This is a genomic window from Burkholderia sp. MSMB1826 (assembly GCF_001526325.1).
GTDB lineage: Bacteria > Pseudomonadota > Gammaproteobacteria > Burkholderiales > Burkholderiaceae > Burkholderia.
Genome location: NZ_LOYN01000029.1, coordinates 218,740 through 241,223, shown reverse-complemented (window position 1 = coordinate 241,223; position 22,484 = coordinate 218,740). Strand labels below are relative to the sequence as shown.

Annotated in this window: 21 protein-coding genes; 6 read left to right on the top strand and 15 right to left on the bottom strand. The window is 66.0% G+C overall.

Annotation, left to right across the window (positions count from 1 at the left end):
• Positions 1-59 precede the first annotated feature (59 nt).
• Positions 60-1,427 (top strand): MFS transporter, encoded by a 1,368-nt coding sequence (locus WS95_RS18625; protein WP_059824983.1) that lies wholly within the window; start codon positions 60-62, stop codon positions 1,425-1,427.
• A gap of 30 nt (positions 1,428-1,457) precedes the next feature.
• Here the strand turns inward: WS95_RS18625 and WS95_RS18620 are convergent, their stop codons facing one another.
• The 3 genes from WS95_RS18620 to WS95_RS33585 form a co-directional block, all read right to left on the bottom strand.
• The gene (locus tag WS95_RS18620; RefSeq protein WP_080747810.1) at positions 1,458-2,096 is read right to left on the bottom strand and encodes an AAA family ATPase; all 639 of its coding nucleotides are present in this window, start codon (positions 2,094-2,096) and stop codon (positions 1,458-1,460) included.
• Positions 2,089-3,510 carry an alpha,alpha-trehalose-phosphate synthase (UDP-forming) gene (gene otsA / locus WS95_RS18615; RefSeq protein WP_034208082.1) on the bottom strand — a complete coding sequence of 474 codons (1,422 nt, stop codon included), beginning with the start codon at positions 3,508-3,510 and terminating at the stop codon, positions 2,089-2,091. Before otsA ends, WS95_RS18620 begins: the two co-directional genes overlap by 8 nt.
• Positions 3,511-3,648: 138 nt before the next feature.
• Positions 3,649-3,858 (bottom strand): hypothetical protein, encoded by a 210-nt coding sequence (locus WS95_RS33585; RefSeq protein ID WP_082725076.1) that lies wholly within the window; start codon positions 3,856-3,858, stop codon positions 3,649-3,651.
• A 287-nt stretch (positions 3,859-4,145) separates the two neighbouring features.
• Here WS95_RS33585 and WS95_RS18610 point away from each other — a divergent pair, with 287 nt between their 5' ends.
• Together WS95_RS18610 and WS95_RS18605 are read left to right on the top strand one after the other, a co-directional pair.
• Positions 4,146-4,697 carry a hypothetical protein gene (locus tag WS95_RS18610; RefSeq protein WP_059824981.1) on the top strand — a complete coding sequence of 184 codons (552 nt, stop codon included), beginning with the start codon at positions 4,146-4,148 and terminating at the stop codon, positions 4,695-4,697.
• Positions 4,694-5,188, top strand: a complete 495-nt coding sequence (locus WS95_RS18605; RefSeq protein ID WP_050017462.1) for a hypothetical protein — start codon at positions 4,694-4,696, stop codon at positions 5,186-5,188. The genes WS95_RS18610 and WS95_RS18605 overlap by 4 nt, the downstream gene beginning before the upstream one ends.
• 21 nt (positions 5,189-5,209) lie before the next feature.
• Here the strand turns inward: WS95_RS18605 and WS95_RS18600 are convergent, their stop codons facing one another.
• The 9 genes from WS95_RS18600 to WS95_RS18560 form a co-directional block, all read right to left on the bottom strand.
• Positions 5,210-5,896 carry a hypothetical protein gene (locus WS95_RS18600; RefSeq protein WP_059825113.1) on the bottom strand — a complete coding sequence of 229 codons (687 nt, stop codon included), beginning with the start codon at positions 5,894-5,896 and terminating at the stop codon, positions 5,210-5,212.
• 70 nt (positions 5,897-5,966) lie between these two features.
• Complete coding sequence (locus tag WS95_RS18595; RefSeq protein WP_059824979.1) at positions 5,967-6,449, bottom strand: tetratricopeptide repeat protein; 483 nt, start codon at positions 6,447-6,449, stop codon at positions 5,967-5,969.
• Between the two features lie 74 nt (positions 6,450-6,523).
• Entirely contained in the window at positions 6,524-7,156 is a 633-nt protein-coding gene (locus WS95_RS18590) for a hypothetical protein (protein ID WP_257139851.1), read from the bottom strand.
• A 53-nt stretch (positions 7,157-7,209) separates the two neighbouring features.
• Complete coding sequence (locus tag WS95_RS32435; RefSeq protein ID WP_063890170.1) at positions 7,210-8,586, bottom strand: PAAR domain-containing protein; 1,377 nt, start codon at positions 8,584-8,586, stop codon at positions 7,210-7,212.
• Positions 8,587-8,598: 12 nt separating this feature from the next.
• Complete coding sequence (locus WS95_RS18580) at positions 8,599-9,414, bottom strand: DcrB-related protein (RefSeq protein WP_059824976.1); 816 nt, start codon at positions 9,412-9,414, stop codon at positions 8,599-8,601.
• A 97-nt stretch (positions 9,415-9,511) separates the two neighbouring features.
• Complete coding sequence (locus WS95_RS18575; RefSeq protein ID WP_257127828.1) at positions 9,512-10,198, bottom strand: ankyrin repeat domain-containing protein; 687 nt, start codon at positions 10,196-10,198, stop codon at positions 9,512-9,514.
• Between the two features lie 95 nt (positions 10,199-10,293).
• A complete protein-coding gene (locus tag WS95_RS18570) occupies positions 10,294-13,293 on the bottom strand; it encodes a type VI secretion system Vgr family protein (RefSeq protein ID WP_034208089.1) in 3,000 nt (999 codons plus the stop codon).
• A 512-nt stretch (positions 13,294-13,805) separates the two neighbouring features.
• Complete coding sequence (locus WS95_RS18565) at positions 13,806-15,143, bottom strand: ABC transporter ATP-binding protein (RefSeq protein ID WP_034208090.1); 1,338 nt, start codon at positions 15,141-15,143, stop codon at positions 13,806-13,808.
• Between the two features lie 22 nt (positions 15,144-15,165).
• Positions 15,166-16,923: an ABC transporter permease gene (locus WS95_RS18560; protein ID WP_059504874.1), complete on the bottom strand. Its 1,758-nt coding sequence runs from the start codon at positions 16,921-16,923 to the stop codon at positions 15,166-15,168.
• Between the two features lie 509 nt (positions 16,924-17,432).
• Here WS95_RS18560 and WS95_RS18555 point away from each other — a divergent pair.
• Positions 17,433-17,699, top strand: a complete 267-nt coding sequence (locus tag WS95_RS18555; protein WP_011545926.1) for a double-stranded DNA-specific endonuclease — start codon at positions 17,433-17,435, stop codon at positions 17,697-17,699.
• A gap of 42 nt (positions 17,700-17,741) precedes the next feature.
• Here the strand turns inward: WS95_RS18555 and WS95_RS18550 are convergent, their stop codons facing one another.
• Complete coding sequence (locus tag WS95_RS18550; RefSeq protein ID WP_059504872.1) at positions 17,742-19,061, bottom strand: ATP-binding protein; 1,320 nt, start codon at positions 19,059-19,061, stop codon at positions 17,742-17,744.
• On the bottom strand, positions 19,045-19,770 hold the full coding sequence (locus WS95_RS18545) for a response regulator (RefSeq protein WP_006493394.1): 726 nt from the start codon (positions 19,768-19,770) through the stop codon (positions 19,045-19,047). Before WS95_RS18545 ends, WS95_RS18550 begins: the two co-directional genes overlap by 17 nt.
• Positions 19,771-19,994: 224 nt before the next feature.
• On the opposite strand from WS95_RS18545, the gene WS95_RS18540 reads away from it, so the two are divergent.
• Positions 19,995-20,549 carry a periplasmic heavy metal sensor gene (locus WS95_RS18540; protein ID WP_059782332.1) on the top strand — a complete coding sequence of 185 codons (555 nt, stop codon included), beginning with the start codon at positions 19,995-19,997 and terminating at the stop codon, positions 20,547-20,549.
• Positions 20,550-20,618: 69 nt separating this feature from the next.
• On the opposite strand, the gene WS95_RS18535 is transcribed toward WS95_RS18540, so the two are convergent.
• Positions 20,619-21,329 carry a pirin family protein gene (locus tag WS95_RS18535; protein WP_059782330.1) on the bottom strand — a complete coding sequence of 237 codons (711 nt, stop codon included), beginning with the start codon at positions 21,327-21,329 and terminating at the stop codon, positions 20,619-20,621.
• Positions 21,330-21,693: 364 nt separating this feature from the next.
• On the opposite strand from WS95_RS18535, the gene WS95_RS18530 reads away from it, so the two are divergent.
• Complete coding sequence (locus tag WS95_RS18530) at positions 21,694-22,476, top strand: ABC transporter substrate-binding protein (protein WP_059782352.1); 783 nt, start codon at positions 21,694-21,696, stop codon at positions 22,474-22,476.
• Positions 22,477-22,484 lie beyond the last annotated feature (8 nt).

Genomic DNA, 22,484 nt, shown 5'->3' with positions numbered 1-22,484 from the left:
CATGGTTGCGCACGCAACCGGCAAGCGGGCGCGCGGACAACCATGCTCTCGCTCCCGTCATGAACGCCGATACCGGCCTGCCGCTTCCGCAACGCTACTGGGCGATCGTCTGCGTCGCCCTGGGCATCACGCTCGCCGTGCTCGACGGCGCCATCGCGAACGTCGCGCTGCCGACCATCGCGCGCGACCTGCGCGCGTCCGACGCCGCGTCGATCTGGATCGTCAACGCGTATCAGCTCGCGGTCACGATCACGCTGCTGCCGCTCGCGTCGCTCGGCGAACGTATCGGCTATCGCCGCATCTACATCGCCGGGCTCGCGCTGTTCACCGCGGCATCGCTCGGCTGCGCACTCGCCGGCTCGCTGCCGGTGCTGGCCGTGATGCGCGTGATCCAGGGGTTCGGCGCGGCGGGCATCATGAGCGTCAACGCGGCGCTCGTGCGGATGATCTACCCGTCTTCGATGCTCGGGCGCGGGCTGTCGATCAACGCGATGGTGGTCGCGCTGTCGTCGGCGATCGGGCCGACGGTCGCGTCGGCGATCCTGTCGTTCGCGTCGTGGCCGTGGCTCTTCGCGGTCAACGTGCCGATCGGCATCGCGGCCGTGCTCGGCAGCCTGCGCGCGCTGCCGGCCAACCCGCTGCACGATGCGCCGTACGACTTTCCGAGCGCGCTGATGAACGCATGCGTGTTCGGCCTGCTGATCACGGCCGTCGACGGGCTCGGTCACGGCGAAGGTCATGCATACGTCGCGACCGAACTGGCCGTCGCGTTCGTGGTCGGCTATTTCTTCGTGAAGCGTCAGTTGTCGCAGCCGGCGCCGCTCCTGCCGGTCGACCTGATGCGCATCCCGATGTTCGCGCTGTCGATCTACACGTCGATGGCGTCGTTCACGTCGCAGATGCTCGCGTTCGTCGCGCTGCCGTTCTGGCTGCAGAATTCGCTGGGGTTCTCGCAGGTCGAGACGGGCCTCTACATGACGCCGTGGCCGCTCGTGATCGTGTTCGCCGCGCCGCTCGCGGGCGTGCTGTCGGACCGCTATTCGGCCGGCATGCTCGGCGGGATCGGGCTCGCGCTGTTCGCCGCCGGGCTGCTGTCGCTCGCGACGATCGGCGCGCATCCGGGCACGCTCGACATCGTGTGGCGGATGGCGCTGTGCGGCGCAGGCTTCGGGTTGTTCCAGTCGCCGAACAACCGCGCGATGCTGTCGTCGGCGCCGCGCGAGCGCAGCGGCGGCGCCGGCGGCATGCTGAGCACCGCGCGCCTGACGGGCCAGACGCTCGGCGCCGCGCTCGTCGCGCTGATTTTCGGGCTCGCGCCGGACCGCGGGCCGACGATCGCACTCTATGTCGCCACGGCGTTCGCGGCGGTGGCCGCGGTCGTGAGCCTGCTGCGCATCGCGTCGCCGCGGCCGGACACGGCGGCCTGACACCATCGCGCGCCGCACGGGCGGCGGACGTCATGCGGCGTCGAGCGTATCCATCACGAAGCGCACGCGCGCCTTCACGCTCACGCGCGGCAACTCGATCAGCCGATAGCCATACGACGTATAGCAATCGACCATCGCGTCATAGGTCCGCACCGCCTCCGCGAAATCCTGCCGGCGCTCGGTGTCCTGCGCATAGATGTCTGGCCACGGCGGCGCGATGAACACGCGCCGGTGATAGCGGAAACGCCGCGCCGCGGCTTCCGCGTGCGCGGGCACCGCCAACCCGGTCAGCGTCAGATAGCCGATCACGTCCGGCACGCCGCGGTCGAAGAACACCGGCCCGCGCGCCTGCCGCGCGAGATGGTAGGACCGCATCTCCCAGCTCAGCATCAGCTCGGCGAACGCGGCCGGGTCGCGCCACGGCAGCGCCGGGCCGTCGACGGCCATCTGGTCGCGGATCACGCCGCGCCCGGCCTCCTGCGAGCGCGCGAACCCGGCGCGCTCGAGCGCATCGAGCAACGTGCTCTTGCCCGAACCCGGGCCGCCCGTCACGACGAAGAAGCGGCCGGTCGAGTCGTCGACCGCTTCGTCGTCGCGATCGGCGGCGCTCGGCGCATTGCCCGACGCGGTGGCGCCCGGCGCGGCGGCGCCCGACGCGAATTCACGCATGCGCGACCCGCCGGCCTGCCCGCCGCGTGACCGACGCCGCGGCAGCGACGCTGCGCAAGTCGGCGACGAAGGTGTCGCGCCAGACCGACAGGTCGTTCTCGCGCAGCCGCGCGAGGTTCTCCTCGTGACGCGCCTGGCGCTCCGCGAGCGGCATCGACAGCGCGCGCTCGAGCGCCTCGGCCATCTGCGACAGGTCGTACGGATTGACGAGCAGCGCGCCGGTCAGCTCGGCCGCCGCGCCCGCGAACTCCGACAGCACGAGCACACCCGGATCGGCCGGATCCTGCGACGCGACGTATTCCTTCGCGACGAGATTCATCCCGTCGCGCAGCGGCGTCACGTAGCCGACCTGCGACATCCGGAAGAACGCCATCAGCAGGTTGCGCTCGTACTTGCGGTTCAGGTACTGGATCGGCGTCCAGTCGAGCTGCGAGAAGCGGCCGTTGATGCGGCCGGCCTCGCCTTCGAGCGTTTCGCGGATGTGCTGATAGGTCTGCACGTCGGAACGCGTCGGCGGCGCGATCTGCAGGAGCGACACGCGCCCCTGCCAGCCCGGCGCATTCGCGAGCATCCGCTCGAACGACTGGAAGCGCTCGACGAGCCCCTTCGAGTAATCGAGACGGTCGACGCTCATCACCAGCTTGCGGTCGCCCAGCGCCTCGCGCAGCATCTTCACCGGCTTGCGCGTGCCGTACTGGACGGCCGCCTGCGCGATCGCGTCCGGATGCACGCCGATCGGATAGGCCGCGACCTTCACGACGCGGCCATGCGCGTGCAGCATCCCGTCGTCGCTCGCCGCGCCGATGCCGCGCCGCTCGATGTAGTCGGTGAAGGCCTGCTTGTCGGCCTCGGTCTGGAAACCCGCGACGTCGTACGCGCACATGAACTTCACGAGCTCCTCGTGCGGCGGCACGAGGCGCAGCATGTCGGGCGACGGAAACGGGATGTGCAGGAAGAAGCCGATCGGGTTCTTCACGCCGAGTTCGCGCAAACAGTGCGCGAACGGCAACAGGTGGTAGTCGTGCACCCAGATCAGGTCGTCCGGCCGCAGCAGCGCGGCGAGCTGCTTCGCGAGCATCGCGTTCACGCGCAGGTAACCGGCGTACTCCTGCCGATCGAAGCGCGCGAGATCGCCGCGGTAATGGAACACCGGCCACAGCGTCGCGTTCGAGAAGCCGCGGTAGTACTGGTCGTAGTCGCGCCGGGTCAGCCCGACCGTCGCATACGTCACGTTGCCGTCCCGCTGGATCGCGGGCTCGGCATCCGGCGCACCGACGATCTCGCCGTTCCAGCCGAACCAGACGCCGCCCGTTTCCTTCAGCGCGTCCATCACGCCGACGGCCAGGCCGCCCGCGCTCGGGCGCGTGTCCTCGCCGGCGGCGACACGATTCGATACCACGATCAATCTGCTCATGCGACTTCCCCTCCTCGATTCGATTGGCTGGCGCGCAACGCACGCCGAAGCGGGCGCGGCGGCCCGAAGGCGGCCGCGCGGCGACTCAGTTCCGAGAATTGCAATGAAATACGGCTGTGGAATGCGGCGACGACCGTATCAAGCGTCCTGCTCCTGACCGAGGTCGCGTTGATAGTCGAGCCCTTCCGGGCGAGCACCACCCTGGTTGTGATCGCCGTCCGACGGCGTCTCGTCCGGCGCGCCCGCAGGCGGCGCCGATGGCGCGTCGGTCTGCGGACGCGGGCGGTCTTCCGAATGGCCGGCCGCCGCGTCAGGCGGCCGGTGTGACAACCGTTTCGAACGGCGCATGGCTGGGTGTCTCATCTGCGGCGCGGCTCGAGGCCGTCGTAGAAACATTCCATAGCAAAACAGTCTAGGTCGCGTCAGCGCGGCCGATGGTAACAATTACCTTCAATTTGTAACGTTTCGACCCTTCGTCGATCATCTATCCGACAATAACGCCGCCCGCGCGCACGCGGCCTGCCGCGCGGCGATTTGTCAAAGCTTTGCAGTTTTCCCATGACAATTGCGAAACAATGACGCGGCATCAGGCGTGCACGCGTCGCCGCTCACCCAGACAGGACTTGCACTCAGGGATGAACATTCGTTTCGAATCGCCGCGCCGGGCCACGCCGGCGCGCGTCGTGCTGGCCGCGATCGCCACGGCCGCACTGCTGTCCGGCTGCAATTCGTTGTACAGCGAAGGCGCGACGGCCGGCGCCGGTATCGCGGGCGCCGCGATCGCCTCCAAGGTCACCAACAATGCCGCCGTCGCGACGGGCATCGGCCTCGGCGCCGTCGCCGGCGCGCGGGCCGGCGTCCAGTACACGCAACGCGTCGCGCACCGCTACACGCAGGAGCAGATCGCGAAGGCGGCCGGCCCGCTCGACGTCGGCGGCGTCGCGCCGTGGTCGACGCACCATTCGTTCCCGATCGAGGACGACGAGCAGGGCCGCGTGACGGTCAGCCGCATGATCAGCATCGGTCCGCTCGACTGCAAGGAAATCGTGTTCGCGGTCGACACGCCGGCGAAGGCCGACAAGGCCGCGCAATCGGCGTTCTACGTCGCCACCATCTGCCGCGACGGGCCCGTGTGGAAATGGGCGTCGGCCGAACCGGCGACCGAACGCTGGGGCGCGCTGCAATGAGCGTCGCGATTCGTATCGCGGCGATCGGTGCGCTGTGCGCGGCGACGGTCGCGCTGTCGGGCTGCGGGTCGGTCGGCGCGGCGAGCGGCGCGCTGGCCGGTGCGGCGACGGGCCTCGTCACCGCGAACCCGGCGGTCGGCGTCGGTGTCGGGATCGCCGTGCAGGCCGCGACCGACGAAGCCGTCAACCGCACGATGAAGCAGCTCCATCAGAACCAGCAGGACGCGATCGCGAAGACGGCCGGCAGTCTCGCCGTCGGCGAAGTGAAGCCGTGGAAGGTGAAGAACACACTGCCGCTCGAAAACGGCGAAGGCGAGGTGCGGGTCACGCGCGCGTACTCGTCGGCGCTCGCGCTGTGCAAGGAATTCGCGTTCTCGGTGAAGGACGGCGACAAGGCCGACTGGTATTTCGCGAATGCGTGCCAGCAAGGCACGCACTGGAAGTGGGCGTCGGCGGAACCGGCAGTCGATCGGTGGGGGAATTTGCAGTAACGGGGGCGATGCGCCGCGCAATCAAACCGATGCGCCTGTACGTCGATTGAATGCAGCGCGCATGTCGTCCGGGTCGACCATTTCCATTCGACCCAGCTCGGCCAGCACCGCCGCAAGCATGCCATCGACATCCGGATCCACCGCCCTCATCTGCTTCAACAATGCAGGCCGGAAGGCTTCGTCTTCGTTGATACCCGACTCCCCCGTCTGGCGTCGCGCACGATACAGTACGCCCACCCAATAACGCGTGCGCTCGATTGCGCTCCATCCCGCATACGTGTTCGGAAACGTCGTTCGTTCGATCGCCTGCCGAACGACTGCCTCGGGATCGTCCAGAAACCGCACGAAGAACATTTGTTCGCCGACGGCAAGCTTCGACGACGTCACCGGATCGTATGCGGTATAGGTTTCGTAGCGAACGTCGGTATCGGCCTCGAGTCTGTTGCCTATGTGCACCCGAATTCCGTCTTGCAGGATGCGCTGCCGCTCCGGCGGGAATTGCGCTTCGCGCTCGCTGCGCGACAGCGGACGTCCGAGCCTCGGCGAAAACTCGATTTCATGCTGACGACCGATTTGCGCGTCGACGTACCAAACGATGACCGTTTGCGACTCGGCATGCTCGAACGCCTCCAGAAAAACAGTCTCGGGGACCAACGCCGCCAACGATGAAGGCAGCGCGGCATACGGCAACCTGTCCCGCTTCAACATCACGACTCCCCAAGCCATTCGCCCGGATTCTTCCGGGTCGAGACCGCACCTTCACATCCGGGAGCGGTCGTCACAGACGCGTGCGAAGCTGCGCCACCCGTTCCTTGATCTTCGCGGACAACGCATCGTCCGGGCCGTAAGTCAGGCACCGCTCCAGATCGGCGATCGACGCCTTGATGTCACCCAGCGTCTCGTATGCCCGCGCGCGATTGAAATAGACGAAAGGCTGGTCGGGATTGAGCTTCAGCGCCCGATCGAAGTAATCGAGCGACTTCTGGTACGCGCCGCCCTCGAGGTAAATGGTCGCGAGCGTGCAATACGCCGACGGGTCCGTATAGCCCAGTTCGATGGCCCGGTTCAGATCGTTCAGCGCGAGATCGGTCTTCTTGATCATCGCGAACGTCGTGCCGCGATCGGCATACGTCGCCGCATCGTCCGGCGCCACTTTCAGGATGTCGCCGTACAACCCGAGCGCGTCCTCGATGCGGCCCTGCGACACGAATCCGCGTGCCCGCATGCGCATCGGTGAAAAATCGGGGTTCTTGCCGGTCATTCAATTTAACCATAGAAAATTTCGCGGACGAACCTGAGTATGCCGACCATCCAACATGCTCGTCCGTTGAGCGATCAAATCGATGCGCCCGTACGTTGATTGAACGCGGCCCGCATGACGTCTGGGCTGATCATTTCCATGCGGCTCAACTCGGCAAGGACCGCCGCGAGAATGGCATCGACACCAGGATCCACAGCTCTCATCTGCTTCAACAATGAAGGCTGGAAGGCCTCATCCTCATTAATGCCCGACTCCCCCGTCTGGCGCCGCGCACGGTAAAGCACGCCAACCCAATAGCGAATACGCTCGAGTGGATTCCACCCAGCGTAAGTACTCGGAAACTTCGCTTTTTCGATTGCTTGCCGGACAACGGTCTCGGGTTCTGCAAGAAACCGCATAAAGAACATTTGCTCCCCAACTGCAAGCTTCGACGACGTAATTGGATCGTATGCCGTATAGGTCTCATAGCGAACGTCAGTATGGACTCCAAGTCTATTGCCTACCCTTACTCGGATTCCGTCCGGCAGAACAATCTCCCGCTCCGCAGGAAATCGCGCTTCACGCTCGCTGCGTGACAGCAAACGCCCCAACTTTGGTGAAAACTCGACCTCATGCTGGCTGCCGATTTTCGAGTCGGAATACCAAACGACGATCGTTTGAGACTCGGCATTCTCGAACGCCTTCAAAAAAATGGCATCGGGAATCAACGCTCTCAATGCTGGAGGTAGCGAGGAGTAAGGTAGTCTGTCCCGCTTTAACATCACAATTGCTCCAAAATAATTCGCCCGAATTCATCTACCCCTACTACTTCAAACTTCACACCTGGGGGTATCACCGTTTCCGATGAATAAACCGGCTTTCCGATCAGGCCGTGGTAGTGCACTCCGAACGCAAGATCCGAAATATCTTTTGCCTTATCTGTATGAATAACAACATTCCGGTCTCCAACATAAGCGTCGCCTTCGGACGGTGCAGTCGACCAGAAATTTGACTCAACCGTTTTCCCCTCAGCAAACCTTGCATCGAATTCCGCCACCGCATCAGGATCTCCAAGACGCCATCCTCGAAATTGCGTCGGAGACGAATTTGGCATCTTGTCGAGACCCGACCGAATGATAGAGCTCAATCCCTCCGCTTCCGGGCTACCCCCCGCCAACAGTGTCTCATTCAGGTCCCGATAGAATAGCTTCGTCGTGTAACCGAATATCCCGTGCGCTTCATCTGGCGTCAGACCATGCTTATCGACTGCCTTGCCGATAAGATCCTGATACGTTGCACCTTGATCGTTCATTTGCTTGTAGAACCCTTCGATTTCCGTGGGCGACTTCCCGGTAAATTTTGATACCGCGCTGAGATAGTCCGGCGCCGCAGATAGTTCTCCTGGATTGACTGTCACCGGAACTTCCGGAGTCGCTCGGCCCAAAAGACCAACGCCCCCCTTTGTTCCAGCATACCCGCCCAGCAAGCTTCCTCCAAGCATCGACCACTTCTGCCCGTCCGACCCCTCGCCGAAAATCTTTCCGCCCAGCCACCCGCCGACTTCACCGCCGAGAAAGCCGCCGGCCGCGCCGAGAAACGCCAGCGCCGGCCCCGCAAGAACGGCCGCGCCGGCAATGCCCACCGCGGCCATCGTCCAGTTCACCCACGCCGGGATCTCGGGATTGAACTCCCCGACTGCCGGGCCACCGATGAACACGTTCGGCGATCCGTCGTTGATCAACGCGCCGCACATCATCCGGTCTTCCTTGCGGCTCGCCGGCTGGCTGTTGATGAACACCGTCGACGACCCCTGCGCGACCACCTGCGGCGGGCCTGCGTGGTCGCTGCACAGCCCGAGGCTAAAAATGGCCCGTATCGCGGGGCGACTGTTGATGAAGACGTTCGGCGAGCCCTTTATCAGGCTTCCGGTGACGTGCCGCGGCGCCCACGACATCGTGCCCAGCACTTCGCCCAGTCCGCCGCCGGCGGCAGCCCCCGCGGCGACCGCGGCAATCACCGTCAACGCCGCGCCGCCGGTCGCGACCACCGCCACGGCGCCGATCACCGCGCCGGCAATCATCCCGGCGATCATCCATCCCTTGGACGCCGTATGCGCGATCGGATCGCCGAACCGCGCAGCAGCAAGCAATGTATCCACGCGCGCTCCCCGTCAGCCTGCGTTCGCCACCGCGGTCAGATAAGCCCGCACGGCCTCGACGTTCTGCATGCCGACCATGCCCTTCACCGCCGTCACGTCACCGAGCCGATCGCCCAGCGACGCGTGCGCGTGCGAATCCGTCGTCCACAGCGCGAATTGACGGCCATCCACGGCTCGCCACGCCGGCTGCCCGTGCGGCGCAGGCTGCAACGCCAGCGGCTCGCCGCCCGGGCCGAAGAACGCGGTGTCGTCGAACATTTCCGTGACGTCGTGCCGGTACAGTTCGGCGATGCCGGTAAGCGCATACAGCGTCGCGCTCGGCTCATGCAGCACGAACACGATGCCGGCCTCGTCCTGGCCGAGCGCCCGCGGCGCGAAGGCTGCCTGATCGGGCCGCGCCAGCACGACGCTCGCGAGCAGGTTCTTGTATTCCTTGCTCTTGTCCTCGGTGAACGACTTCGGACAGGTACCAATGAAGCTGATCGCCATGCGCTCGCGCCCCGCCTTCGGCGACATCACGACCGTCTGGCGCTGATGCAGCGGCGCGCCTTCCGACACCCACCGGTAGTCGATTTCGCGCGCGGTTTCGCCGTCGATTTCCCGGTTTTCCAGATGCTTCAATTCGAAACGCGGCAGCGACTTGCGCATCTCCGAGACCAGTCGGGTCACGAACGTATCGACCGTGTCGTCCGGCTCCATCGGCGCGCGCGACACCACGAAGGTGAAGCCGCTGCTACCTGCCTCGTCGACCGTGAACAGGTGAATCGTCTTGTCTTTGAAGTGCGCCGGCAACTCAATGACGGCATCGTTCATCTGATATTCGGACATGCTCTTCTCGGTTCGGCCAGCCCGTCGGAGTGGGCGCCGGATTGAAACTGTTCGCCGGCGGCGCACGCGCCGCCGGCACATCCGTCAGGCGGCGGCGTTACCGCACGCCGGCCGCGACCAGGCGCTTGTGAATGGCTTCGATGCGACCCAGTTGCGGCGAGCCTTTCGGCGTCTGTTGCAGTTCGTCGCCGAGGACTTTCGCGTACGCGAGACCGTTGTCGTTCTTCACCGACGGATCGGCGCCATGCTCGAGCAGATAATCGACGACGTCCCACTGCCGCAGGCGCGTCGCTTCGTAGAGCGCGGTTTCCTTCATCGAGTCCCGCAGATTGACGTTCGCCTTGTGCTCGACCAGCACGCGCATGTGCGGCAGCAGCGAATCCTTGCAGGTCGCGAAGAGCAGCGGCGTATCGCCGTCGTACTTGAGATCCGGGTTCATGCCGCCGGCCAGCAACGCCCGCAGCAGGTTCGGCGTGTCGGCACGCGCGGCCAGATATGCGACGTTCGCGCCATTCTCGCCGAACGGCTGTTCAGGCCTGGCGCCGTCCCGGACCAGTTCGCTGACGATCTGAAGGCGCACGTTGCCGGCGTCCGTCTTCACCGGCACGGCTTCCTGCACCGCGAACGACAGCAGGCTGGCCTTCTTGTTGCCCAGCGCGGCGAGATCGGTATGCGTCGCAAGCGCCTTGACCCGCTCCAGATTGCCGTCGCGAATGGCACGCGCCAGCTCGAGTTGCTGCCCCGTGAAAAAATCTTCGGGCGGGTAACGTTTGAAGTCTGCCATTTTCGTTTCCTGTGCATGAGTCGGCCACCAGAACGGCGACGACAAACCGATGACCGCGACAACCGCGCCCGCGGCGATGACCTTGTTGTATTTCATCAATGTCCCTGCAGTTGACTCAGCAGCGACGATTGCTGCTCGGCGACGGTCGTATTCAGCCCGCTCGTCACCTGGCCCATCATGTGCCGCTGGACCGTCGTCACGCTGGTGCCCGGAATGGTGATCTGCTCGCCGACCGCCTTGGGCATCAGGAGCGACGTCACATCGCTGATCGGGCCCAGCCCGCCCTCCTGCGAGCCCGTCAGGATGTCGCCGTCGACGCGATAATTCGCGATCGACGACGCGCGCGGCGTGGCCCCGTATAGCGGCAGCGTTTCAGGATTGAGGCCCGCCGCGTTGAAGGTCGTCGCCCCGGCGCCGCTCGCCTGCGACGCCGCCGCCGCCAACCCGCCGCCCAGCGAATGACCGGTAAGGTCGAGGCCGCCCGCATTGCCGGAGCCGTAGATCTTCTTGCCGAGGGTCACGGCGCGATCGTAGTACGGCGAATTGTCGCCGAGCCCCTGGCTGAGGTTGTTCGACCAGTCCTCCTTGACCGTCGGCTGCGTGCCCTTGAAGGCGAGCGTCGGCTTCATGCTGTCGCCGAACACAGCCGGATCGGGCGCATAGACTTGCGCACCGAAATTGCTGCCGGGAATCTGCAGGTCCTGCGGCCGCATGCCGAATTTCTTCAACGCTTCCGGATCGTTCGACACGTTCTTCCATCCCGGCGGCGCCGTGCCCGGCGTGTACACCGCCTCCGCGAGCTTGGCCAGTTGCTGCGCCTTCACCGTCGCCTGAAGCTTGCGTGCGGCGGCCTGCACTTTCGGATCGGCCGACGCGAGACCCGCCGCGATGATCGCCTGCTGATTGGCCCACTCGATCGCCATCGCCTGCTCGGGCGTCACGAACAGCCCCTGGTTTAGGTGGATCACCGGGCCATCGAGGAAAATGCCGCTCTGATTGATCAGGATGCTCGACGCGCCGTGAGACAGCTTGATGCTGTCCGGCTTCAGCGTCACGACGCTCGCGCCGACCCGGTGCTCGATCTCGTCCGTCGCCTGATAACTCTGCTTGCCCGGCCCGGCGTCGCCCGCGAGCGCCTGCACGCCGACGGTGTTGGCCGTCGTGAAGCGCGCCTTCGCGATCTTTTCCGACAGGCTGCCTTGCGCGACATGCTTGTTCTCGTCGCCTTTCAGCACCGACACGTTCCGCGCGCCGGATTCGACCGTGTGCGATTCGCTGTCCTTGACGATCGTCTTCATGTCCTTCTGCGCATGCAGAAAGACTTCCTGGGCGCCGTTCACGTCAGAGAACCGCAGTTCGTTGAAGCCTTCGCCCTTGTGCGTCTGGCTGCGCATCCCCATCGTCTGGCCGCCGCTGCCGTGATACGGGTTGCCCGATTCGCCGTTGAACACGCGGCCGACGACGATCGGGTTGTCCGGATCGCCCTGATTGAACGAGACGAGCACCTCCTGGCCGATTCGCGGGATCGCCGAGCCGCCCCAGCCCTTGCCTGCCCACGGTTGCGACACGCGCACCCACATCGAATCCGAACCGTCGAGCTTGCCGCGCCGGTCCCACATGAAATGCAGCTTGACGCGGCTGCCGTCAGTGTGAATTTCCTCGCCCTTCGGCCCGACGACGATCGCGGACTGCGTGCCCTGCATGTGCGGCTTGGGCGTACGCCGTTCCGGCCTGAACGGAATGTCGATCGGCAGGCACGTAAACGTGTTGTGGTACGGCAGTTTCGAGGTCTGCTGGGTATAGTCGTTCGCCACCTGGTGACGCACGCGCAGGATCACGAAATCCTTGTTGTTGTATGCGGACGTGTCGTGATTGACCAGCGTGAAGCGCCCGCTCGTCGTCATCCCGTGCGCATGACCGGCGCCGTTGAAACGATGCGCGAGCGCTTCTTCCGCTTCCATCGCGTAGCACGCGTAACGCTGCCCGTCGTCGCCGTGGTCATACAGCGAATGGAACTGGTAGCGCTCGGTCGTCTGGATGTTGGGATGCTTCAGATTGACGGTCGGCACCTCGACGTGCATCAACTGCGACGACGGCTGGTTGTAGTTGAAATCCCGGTACGTGATCTTGCCGACCCGGAAACTGAACGCCTCGTCCCATCGGTCGATGCCGTTCTGCTCGCTGGCGGCGCTGTTGGCCTGGTACGGAATGGTCTTCAGGTTCGGAATCGGCTGGAACACCGCGTTGGTGTCGCCGATCACGAGGATGTGTTTATCCTGTTCGTAGCGGATCGTCCAGATCAGCCCTTCCTGCTCCATCAGGCGCGAGCAGAAACTGTAGTACGACTCGTCGTACATGACGATGTATTCGAGCTTCGGACGTTCGCCCTGCATCGCGAACGCGAAATCCGAAAAGCCCATCTCGCGGAAAATGTCGCTCAGGATGTCCTGCGGCGTCTGGTTCTGGAAGATCCGGCAATCGGTCGAGCGCGTGAGAAACCAGAACCACGGCACGACCGACATTTCGTAGCGGGTCACCGAACCGGATTTTCCGACGCGGCCGAACGACGCGACGTAACCGTCGAAATATCGCTTCGTCTCGGTATCCGCCGCCGACGTCACGACGCGCGTCAGGCTGAAATTGCGGCTCTGCGGCTCGAGCGTGAGCTTGACCCGCTGCCCGACGATTTCCTGGGGCTCGATATTGTTGCGGTGGGAAAGCAGGTCGAGATGCGTTTCGGTCAGCTGATTGACGTGTTCGTCGATGACCGCCGCGCTGACCAGCAGCACGTCGGGGCCGAGCGGCGTTTCGATCGTGATGAAGCGATTGTCCTGGGTCAGGCGCGGAACCGCGCCCGTCAGGCTGTTGATGGCGTCGGCGATCGACTCCGGGGCCTTGCCCATCAGCGACAAGCCGGTTTGCGCCAGTTGCACCGCGCTCGCGGCGCCGCCCAATAGCCCCGCGCCCGGCATCCCGGTCAGCGCCCCCAGTTGGCCCGCCATGCCGGCGAGCGAACCCAGGTTGCTCAAGCCGCCGGCCAAGGCCGCACCGCCCCCTCCCATCCCGGCGGGGTTTCCGTTTGCTGCGAAACTCATTTTTAACCTCGTTCTTGTCGTCGGGCGAACCCGCCACGATCCGGACGCTATCGCACCAACAAGGCGCTCTCAGCCACCTTGAAGGCGCCAAATATATCAAACCGTAGGGAAATTCATAACCACTTGTCAGCATCTAATATTCTGCGCCGACAACTACCCGATCGATCCCCAATATCTATCGCCGATGACGGGCGCGATCGCGCGCCGATGCAAGCGCACCGCACCAATGCGGCGGGCATTCAATGCGTGGTAACGGGGAAGACGGCGGGAGAAGTGAACGAAGCGTCGCCGTCGATGCGTGAAGCCGGGCGCGGCATGCTCGGCGAACGCCACGTCCGCCGCGCCCCCCGGCAGGGGCACAATCCGACCATCAGGTGATCCATGACCCGGCGCCCGTTGCGACCGCCAGGGTCGGGCCGCAGGCCGTTGGCTACTCATTGCGGCCGAATCCAGCCACAGCGAGCGAGCATCCGGACGATCCTGGCGAATGCGCCGGAATCGCCCCGCCAGCATCAGGACTCGACGTCCTCGAGGCTGAAGATTTCGGTCTGGTCGTTGTACGAGAAGATCTCGCCGTAACGGCCCCAGTCGATCACCGCGTCGAGCGTCTCCTCGGCCGCGCCGTCCGACAGGAAATCCTCGAGCTCCTGCTCGAAGCGCACACGCGGCGCGCGGTGGCCCGGACGCTCGTTCAGCACCTTCTTGATCCGCGCGGCGAGCGGCACGTGCTTCAGCAGGTGATCCGCGAACATCAGCTTGCGCTCCTGCGTACCGAATTCCGCGAACACGCGCCCCGGCGGCGTCAGGAACACGTCGCCTTCGCGCACGTCCGCGAAGCCGAGGTACTGCAGCACTTCCGCAATCGGGAACAGGTCGTCGACCTCCAGATGCAGCGTGCGCGCGATTTCCGGCATGTCGGCGCGACCGTGGTACGGCGCCATCGCGAGCGTCTCGATCAGGCCGGCCATCAGGTTGGTCGACACCTGCGGCAGCCAGCTGCCAAGCTCGAGCCCCTTCTTCGTCGCCTCGCCGGTCTGGCGCGCGGTCATCTTCGCGTAGATGTCGTCGACCAGCTTGCGGAACGCCGGATCGAGACGATTGCGCGGATGCTTGAACGGCACCTTGATCTCGGCGATCACGCGGCCCGGGTTCGACGACAGCACGAGAATCCGGTCGCACATGAACACCGCTTCCTCGATGTTGTGCGTGACGATCAGCACCGACTTGATCGGCATGCGGCCCTGCGTCCACAGATCGAGCAGGTCGGTGCGCAGCGTTTCGGCGGTCAGCACGTCGAGCGCGGAGAACGGTTCGTCCATCAGCAGGATGGTCGGATCGACGACGAGCGCGCGCGCAAACCCGACGCGCTGGCGCATCCCGCCCGACAGCTCGCGCGGATACGCGTTCTCGAAGCCGTCGAGGCCGATCAGGTCGATCGCGGCCAGCGCGCGTTCGCGCCGCTCGCGCGCGCCGACGCCGAGCGCCTCGAGCCCGGCTTCCACGTTCTGCAGCACGGTGAGCCACGGGAACAGCGCGAAGGTCTGGAACACCATCGCGACGCCCTCGGCCGGGCCGCGCAACGGCTTGCCGAGATAGGTCACTTCGCCGTCGGTCGGCTCGATCAGACCGGCGATGATGCGCAGCAGCGTCGACTTGCCCGAGCCCGATCGGCCGAGCAAGCCGACGATCTCGCCTTCGCGCAGCGACAGGTTCGCGTCGTCGAGCACGAGCAGCTCGCCCTGTGTCTTGTTGAAGCCGCGGCAGACGTGATCGACGCGCAGGATCTCTTCACCGAGGCGCGGCGGCTGGGACGTCTGGACGGGGGCGTTTACAGCATTCGGATTGTGCATCGCGTTTCGCTCTCAATCGGTCTCAGTCGAGCCGCAGCTTCGCTTCGGCGAAGGCATACAGCGGGCGCCACAGCAGGCGGTTGAACAAGGTGACGAACAAGGACATCACGGCGATGCCCAGGATGATCTTCGGAAAATCGCCGGCGGCGGTGGTCTGCGCGATGTAGGCGCCGAGACCGTGCGCCTCGATCCTGGTGCTGCCCCACTGCACGGCTTCCGACACGATGCTCGCGTTCCACGCGCCGCCCGATGCGGTGATCGCGCCCGTCACGTAGTACGGGAAGATGCCGGGCAGAATCGCCTGGCGCCACCACTGCCAGCCGCGAATGCGGAAGTTGGTCGCCGCTTCGCGATAGTCGTTCGGGTAGGACGTTGCGCCGGCGATCACGTTGAACAGGATATACCACTGCGTGCCGAGCACGATCAGCGGCGACAGCCAGATATCCGCGTTCAGGTGGAAGCGCGCGATCACGATCACGAACACCGGGAACAGCAGGTTCGCCGGGAACGCGGCGAGGAACTGCGCGAGCGGCTGCAGCTTCTCGGCCAGCTTCGGGCGCAGCCCGACCCACACGCCGATCGGCACCCAGATCACGGACGCGATCGAGATCAGCACGACCACGCGCAGCAGCGTGATGAGCCCGAGCACGAGCACGTGGCCGACCTCGGCCATCGTCACGCCGGTCGCGACGAAACTGACGACGCGCCATACGATATAGGCGGTGCCGATCAGCACGAGCCCCGCCCACGCGATGTCGACCGTGCGCGACGCCTTCTTCTCGACTTTCGGCAACGTGAAGCGCATCGCACCGGACAGCGGCAGGCGCAGCGGGATCCGCGCGGCCTTCGCGAAAAACCAGCCGGCCGGTACGAGCAGCTGATGGATCAGCCGCGTGCGGCGCACGAGGTCGAGCAGCCACGATTGCGGCGCGTCGCCCGACGCGGTGTTCTCCATCCGGAACTTGTCGGCCCACGCGATGAGCGGGCGGAACAGGAACTGGTCATACGCGAGGATCACGACCGTCATCGTCAGGATCACCCAGCCGATCGCGCCGAAGTTCTTGTCCGAGATCGCCTGCGCGAGATACGCGCCGATGCCCGGCAGCGTGATCGTCTGGTTGCCGACCGTGATCGCCTCCGACGCGACGACGAAGAACCAGCCGCCCGACATCGACATCATCATGTTCCAGATCAGGCCCGGCATCGAGAACGGCACTTCGAGCTTCCAGAAGCGCTGCCAGGACGTCAGGTGGAAGCCGCGCGACACTTCGTCCAGATCGCGCGGCACCGTGCGCAGCGACTGGTAGAAGCTGAACGTCATGTTCCACGCCTGGCTCGTGAAGATCGCGAAGATCGCGGCCAGCTCGGCGCCGAGCACGCGGCTCGGAAACAGCGCGAGAAAGAACGTGACCGTAAACGAGATGAAGCCGAGCACCGGCACCGACTGCAGGATGTCGAGGATCGGGATCAGCACCATGCCCGCGCGGCGGCTTTTCGCGGCGAGCGTGCCGTAGACGAGCGTAAACACGAGCGACGCGACCATCGCGGCGAGCATCCGCAGCGTGGTGCGCAGTGCATATTCGGGCAGGTTCGACGGATCGAGCGAGATCTTCTGCGTCTGCAGCACGCCGATCGGCGCCATCGTTTCGTGAAAGCCGACCACCGCCATCGCGATCAGGCAGATGATCAGCGGAAATGCGATGAAGTCCCACCGGTTCGGCAGCACGCGCCACGCGGATGCGTTGGCGGTCCGGTTCGGATTGAAGAATCCGACGTTCATCAGGCGCCCTCCCCGGTAAGGCCGATCGAAGCCGGCAGTCGATGTTGATTCATGGCAAAGCGCACGGGCGCGGTAATTCGATTGACTGGCGATCTCGTGCACGCGCGGCGCGCCGTGCACGCACGCATGCGCAGCCGCGACCGGTCGAGCCGGGCCGCGACGGCACGACACTACACCAACCTGTATTTCAGGTACAACCGTCCCCGGACGGCGCAGGCAGCGCAGGGATCGTGCCCGGCGCGTGGGCGGATGGCGGGCGCGCGGTACGGAACGGCCTGGCCGCAATCCCGCGGCCGGCACGCAGGCCCGAATTATGCCGCGATCCGGGCCGGCCGTGAACCCGCCACCCGCACGCGGGCACAAACCGTGTCCGGCATCAGCAGCCGGAGACGACGAAGCAGGTATGATCGGGGCTAGCCCCCGGGGGTCGTTTCGGCCGTGTCGCGGCAATGCGCACGCGCTTCGTGTCGACAGGCCCCGGGGATCGACCGACGAGCGGGAGGAAGGGAATGGCAGGAAACTTGGTGATCGTCTGTCGCGATCAGGATGCCGATGCGTTCTATGAACTCATGCAGGAGTACGGGTCGTTCCAGACGCGGCTGTCGTCCACGGCGTGGTACCTGAACATGAACGTCGTGCCGGAATCGCTGCAGGAGGAAATCCTGGAGCGTCTCGGCCGGTATACGACCGTCTACATCTTCGAGGCCACCACGGTGACCTACAACACGATAGACAGCAACGCGGCCGAGACGCTCGGCACGCTGTTCGGCGAATGACGCCGCGCGGCGCCTGCCCGGTGGGGCAGGCGCCGCGGCCGCTCATGCGGCCTGTGCGTGACGTTCGTCGTCCTTCGGCACGACCTCGAACGGGAACGTCATCGACACGCGCAGACCGCCTTCGGGGCGATTGCCGATGTCGCACGCGCCCCCGAGCCTGAGCACGAGCCGCTCGACGATCGCGAGCCCGAGCCCGCTGTGGCCGTTCCCGCCGCGCGCGGGATCGAGCCGCACGAACGGCCGCGTGGCGGCCGCGAGGTCGCGCGGCGCGATGCCGCCGCCGCTGTCGCTGACCGACAGCACGTAGCCGGTCGGCGTGCGCGCCGTCTCGACGAGCACGGGCGGTGCGCCGTACGCATGCGCGTTGTCCAGCAGGTTCGACAGGATCCGGTCGAGCGTCGCCGTCGGCAGCCGGAAGCCGGGATCGGCCTCCAGCCGCGTCTGGACCGTCGGCGCGTTCGGCGCGACCGCGCGGTAGCTGCGCGCGATCCGCTCGCACGCCTGGTCGACCGGCACCGGCTCGCTGCGATCGGCCCCGCCATGTGCAAATACCAGGAACTGGTCGACGATGTGCGACATCGAGTCGACGTCGCGCACGACGCCGTCGCGCAGCCGCGCGTCGTCCATCATTTCCGCCCGCAGGCGCATCCGGGCGAGCGGCGTGCGCAGGTCGTGCGCGACGCCGGCCAGCATCACCGCGCGATCGCTCTCGGCCTGCGACACCTGCTCCACCATCTGGTTGAAGCCGCGCGTGAGCTGGCGCAGCTCGCGCGGCCCGCGTTCGCGCAGCGGCGGCACCGGCTGCCCGCGGCCGAAACGCGCGACCGCGCGCGCGAGCGAGCGCAGCGGCTGCTGCAACTGCCAGGCCGCGAACAGCGCGGCGATCACGCCGGCCGAGAAGATCGTACCGAGCCACAGCAGCATCCGGTCGAGCGAGCGCGGCGGCCGCAGCGGCTGCACGGGCACCACGATCCAGTTGCGGTCGGCCGGCTCCTTCACCCACAGCACCGGCGGATGGCCGGGCGTGCCGATCTCGACCTGCGTGCCGGGCGGCATGCGGTCGCTCACGTCGTCGCGGAACCGCTTCAGCGGCGGCGGCAGCCCCGCATCGCCGCCCTTCGGCACGTCGGCGCTGTCCGGCGACACGAGCCGCACGCGCGACGGCAGCGGCTGGTCGGGCGTGCGCGCCACGTGCTGTCGCACCGCATCGACGAGGAACGCCGCCTCCTCGACCGCATAACGCGTCTGCATCTGGTTGCGCTCGAGCCGCATCGCGAAGAACCACGCGAAGTGCGACAGGAGCAGGACGCCGACGACGAGCAGCGCCAGCCGCCCGAACAGCGAATCAATGGGTTTGCGCATGGGCCTCGCCATCGGGCACGAACACGTAGCCGCGCCCGCGGACCGTCTGGATGAAGCGCGGCGTCGACGGATCCGTTTCGAGGATGCGGCGCAGGCGCCACACCTGGACGTCGATGCCGCGGTCGGTGCCGTCGTACTCGGGCCCGTGCAGCAACTCGAGCAGCCGCTCGCGCGTGAGCGTGCGCAGCGCGTGGTTCACGAAGATCTTCAGCAGCGCGAATTCGCTGCTCGACAGCGTGGCCGGCTTGCCGTCGACCGACAGCGTGCGCGCCTGGAAGTCGAGCAGGAAACGGCCGAACGCGAACGGCTCGCGCTGCTCGGGCGCGGCCGCCGACGGCGTCGCGCGGCGGCGGCGCAACACGGCCTGCACGCGTGCGAGCAGCTCGCGCGGGTTGAACGGCTTGCCGAGGTAGTCGTCCGCGCCGAGCTCGAGCCCGACGATGCGGTCGACGTCGTCCGCCCGCGCGGTCAGCATGATCACGGGGATGTCGTCGCCGGCCGCGCGCAACTGGCGCAGCGCGGTCAGGCCGTCCACGCCCGGCATCATCAGGTCCAGCACGATCAGGTCGGGCCGTTCGCGCTCGAGGCGTTTCTCGAGCGTCGCCGCGTCGTGCAGCACGGACACTTCCATCCCCTGGCGCACGAGATAGTCGCGCAGCAGGTCTCGGAGTTCTTGGTCGTCGTCGACGATGAGGATCTGGGTAGTCATGGCTCGAAGTTTATCGCGCGAGGGCGGAGTGGAAGAACGAAACAAAGGGGCGAAAGGGTTACTGCGGGTTACCGCGCAAGGGAACTGTAATGCACGGTAACCGGGCCGCCACCCCGCGTAACACCCGTCGGGGCCCGGATCGCTAACCTGCGTCTTACCGGATGCGGTACCCGGCTTTCCCGGCACCGCATCGCCGGACCCTTTGGATACAAGGAGTTTCTGAAATGTATAAGAAGACTTCCCGCGTGGCCATCGCGGCCGCCACCGTGCTCGCTCTCGCATTCGGCACCGCGCATGCCGCGCAGCCCAACGACATGCCGCCGCCGGGCGGCCCCGGCATGCACCGGATGCATGACGGCCACGAAGGCGGCCCGTTCGGCGCGATCATGAAACTGCACGATCAGTTGAAGCTCAACGCGTCGCAGGAGCAGCAATGGCAGGCGGCCGTCAACACGATGAAGCAGAACCGTGACGCGATGCGCAAGAGCCACGAGCAAATGCGCGAGCAGTTCAAGGCGCAGCAGAACCAGCCGATCCTCGACCTGAGCGCGATGCATTCGGCACGCCAGCAGGCGGAGGCGCAGAACGCGCAACTGCGCGAGCAGACGTCCGCCGCGTGGCTCACGTTCTACAACGGGCTGAACGACTCGCAGAAGACGATGGTCAGCACGGCGCTCAAGCAGCAGTTCGCGAAGATGGAGCAGCGCCACGAGAAGATGAAGGAGCGCTGGGAGCAGCATCGCGCGGCCGCCAAGAGCGCGTCGGCGCCGGCGCAGTAAGCCGGCGGGCCGCGCCCGCAGCGGCGCGGAAGGGGAACGCAGGCACCTGCCTGCGTTCCCCTTTTCGTTTCAGGCGACGTCGAACAGCAGCACCTCGGCCGTGCGGCCGCGCGCGAACGCCACCGCGTCCACGCCGCCGATCCGCGCGCCGTCGCCGACGGCCAGCGCGCGGCCGTTGATCTCGACCTCGCCGCGCGCCACGTGCACGTAGACGCTGCGCCCGGCCGGCACGTCGAATGCGGTCGTCTCGTCGCCGTCGATCAGCCCCGCGAAGATGCGGGCGTCCGCCCGCATCGACAGCGCGCCGTCGCCGCCATCGGGCGCCGCGACGAGCCTCAACCGGCCGCGCTTCTCGTCGTCGGCGAAACGCCGTTCCTCGTAGCCGGGCCGCCCGCCCCGCTCGGCCGGCTGCAGCCAGATCTGCAACAGGTGCAGCGGCCGATCGCGCGACGCGTTGGTTTCACTATGCACGAGCCCCGTGCCGGCGCTCATCCGCTGGATGCCGCCGGCACGGACGATCGCGCCGCAGCCGAGGCTGTCGCGGTGCGCGAGCGCGCCGTCCAGCACGTAAGTGACGATCTCCACGTCGCGGCGCGGCTGCATCCCGAACCCGCGCGTCGGCGCGATCAGGTCCTCGCTCAGCACGCACAGCGCGCCGACGGGCGGACGCACCGGCGCATGGGCAGGCGCCGAGCGGCACGCGGACGAAAAACTGTGACTCGATTCGAGCCAGCCGTGGCGCGTGTGGCAGCGGTCTTCGGCGCGCAGGATCTGGAACATGGGGTGAACGTTCGGGACGCAGGGTGTCGGTTCGGGTTTACCTCCACTGTAGGGTGGGGTCGAACACGCCACAATCCGTCGCCCGCGCACCGCATCGTTGCATTCGCGCAATCAATTGCCGGAATATCCGCCCCGAATGCCACGATTGCCGCAACAGCCGAATCGAGGAATCGGTCGACCGTGCCGGATTGCCGTTTTCCGGGTATCGCGTTCGGGTAAAATACCGCCCTTTTGGCGTTCGCCGTTCCGGCAGCCGCCAACGCCAGAGCGCCGATCGGCGATTTTTGGCCGTCTAGAATACGCCGCGGCGCCCGGTCCGACCGGCCGCGAGCGCCCCCGGAAAGTCAGCAACAGAAGGATGGAAATGAAGAAGGCCGCCCTGTGCGCCGCCCTCGCCCTCGTGGCGGGCAGCGCCTTCGCGAAGGAGTGGAAGACCGTGCGGATCGGTGTCGACGCCAGTTACCCGCCGTTCGAGTCGACCGCGCCGAGCGGCGAGATCGTCGGTTTCGACGTGGATCTCACCAAGGAAATCTGCAAGCGGATCAACGTGAAATGCGTGTGGGTGGCGCAGGATCTCGACGGGATCATTCCGGCGCTGAAGGCGAAGAAGTACGACGTCATCGTGTCGTCGCTGACCGTCACGGACAAGCGCCGCGAACAGATCGACTTCTCCGACAAGGTGTACGACGCGCCCGCGCGAATGATCGCGAAGACCGGCTCGCCGCTGCTGCCGACGGTCGCGTCGCTGAAAGGCAAACGCGTCGGCGTCGAGCAGGGCTCGACGCAGGAAACCTACGCGAAGACGTACTGGGAACCGCAGGGCGTGACGATCGTTCCTTACCAGAATCAGGACCAGGTCTATACCGACCTCGGCTCGGGCCGCCTCGACGCGACGCTGCAGGACGAACTGCAGGCCGATTACGGCTTCCTGCGCACGCCGCGCGGCAAGGGCTTCGCGTTCGCCGGGCCGGAGGTGAAGGATCCGAAGACGATCGGCGACGGCACCGCGATCGGCCTGCGCAAGGAAGATACCGACCTGAAGCGCAAGATCAACCAGGCGCTGGCCGACATGCACAAGGACGGCACGTACGACCGGCTGTCGCACAAGTACTTCTCGTTCAGCGTCTATTCGGCGCCGGCTCGCTGAGCGCCGAC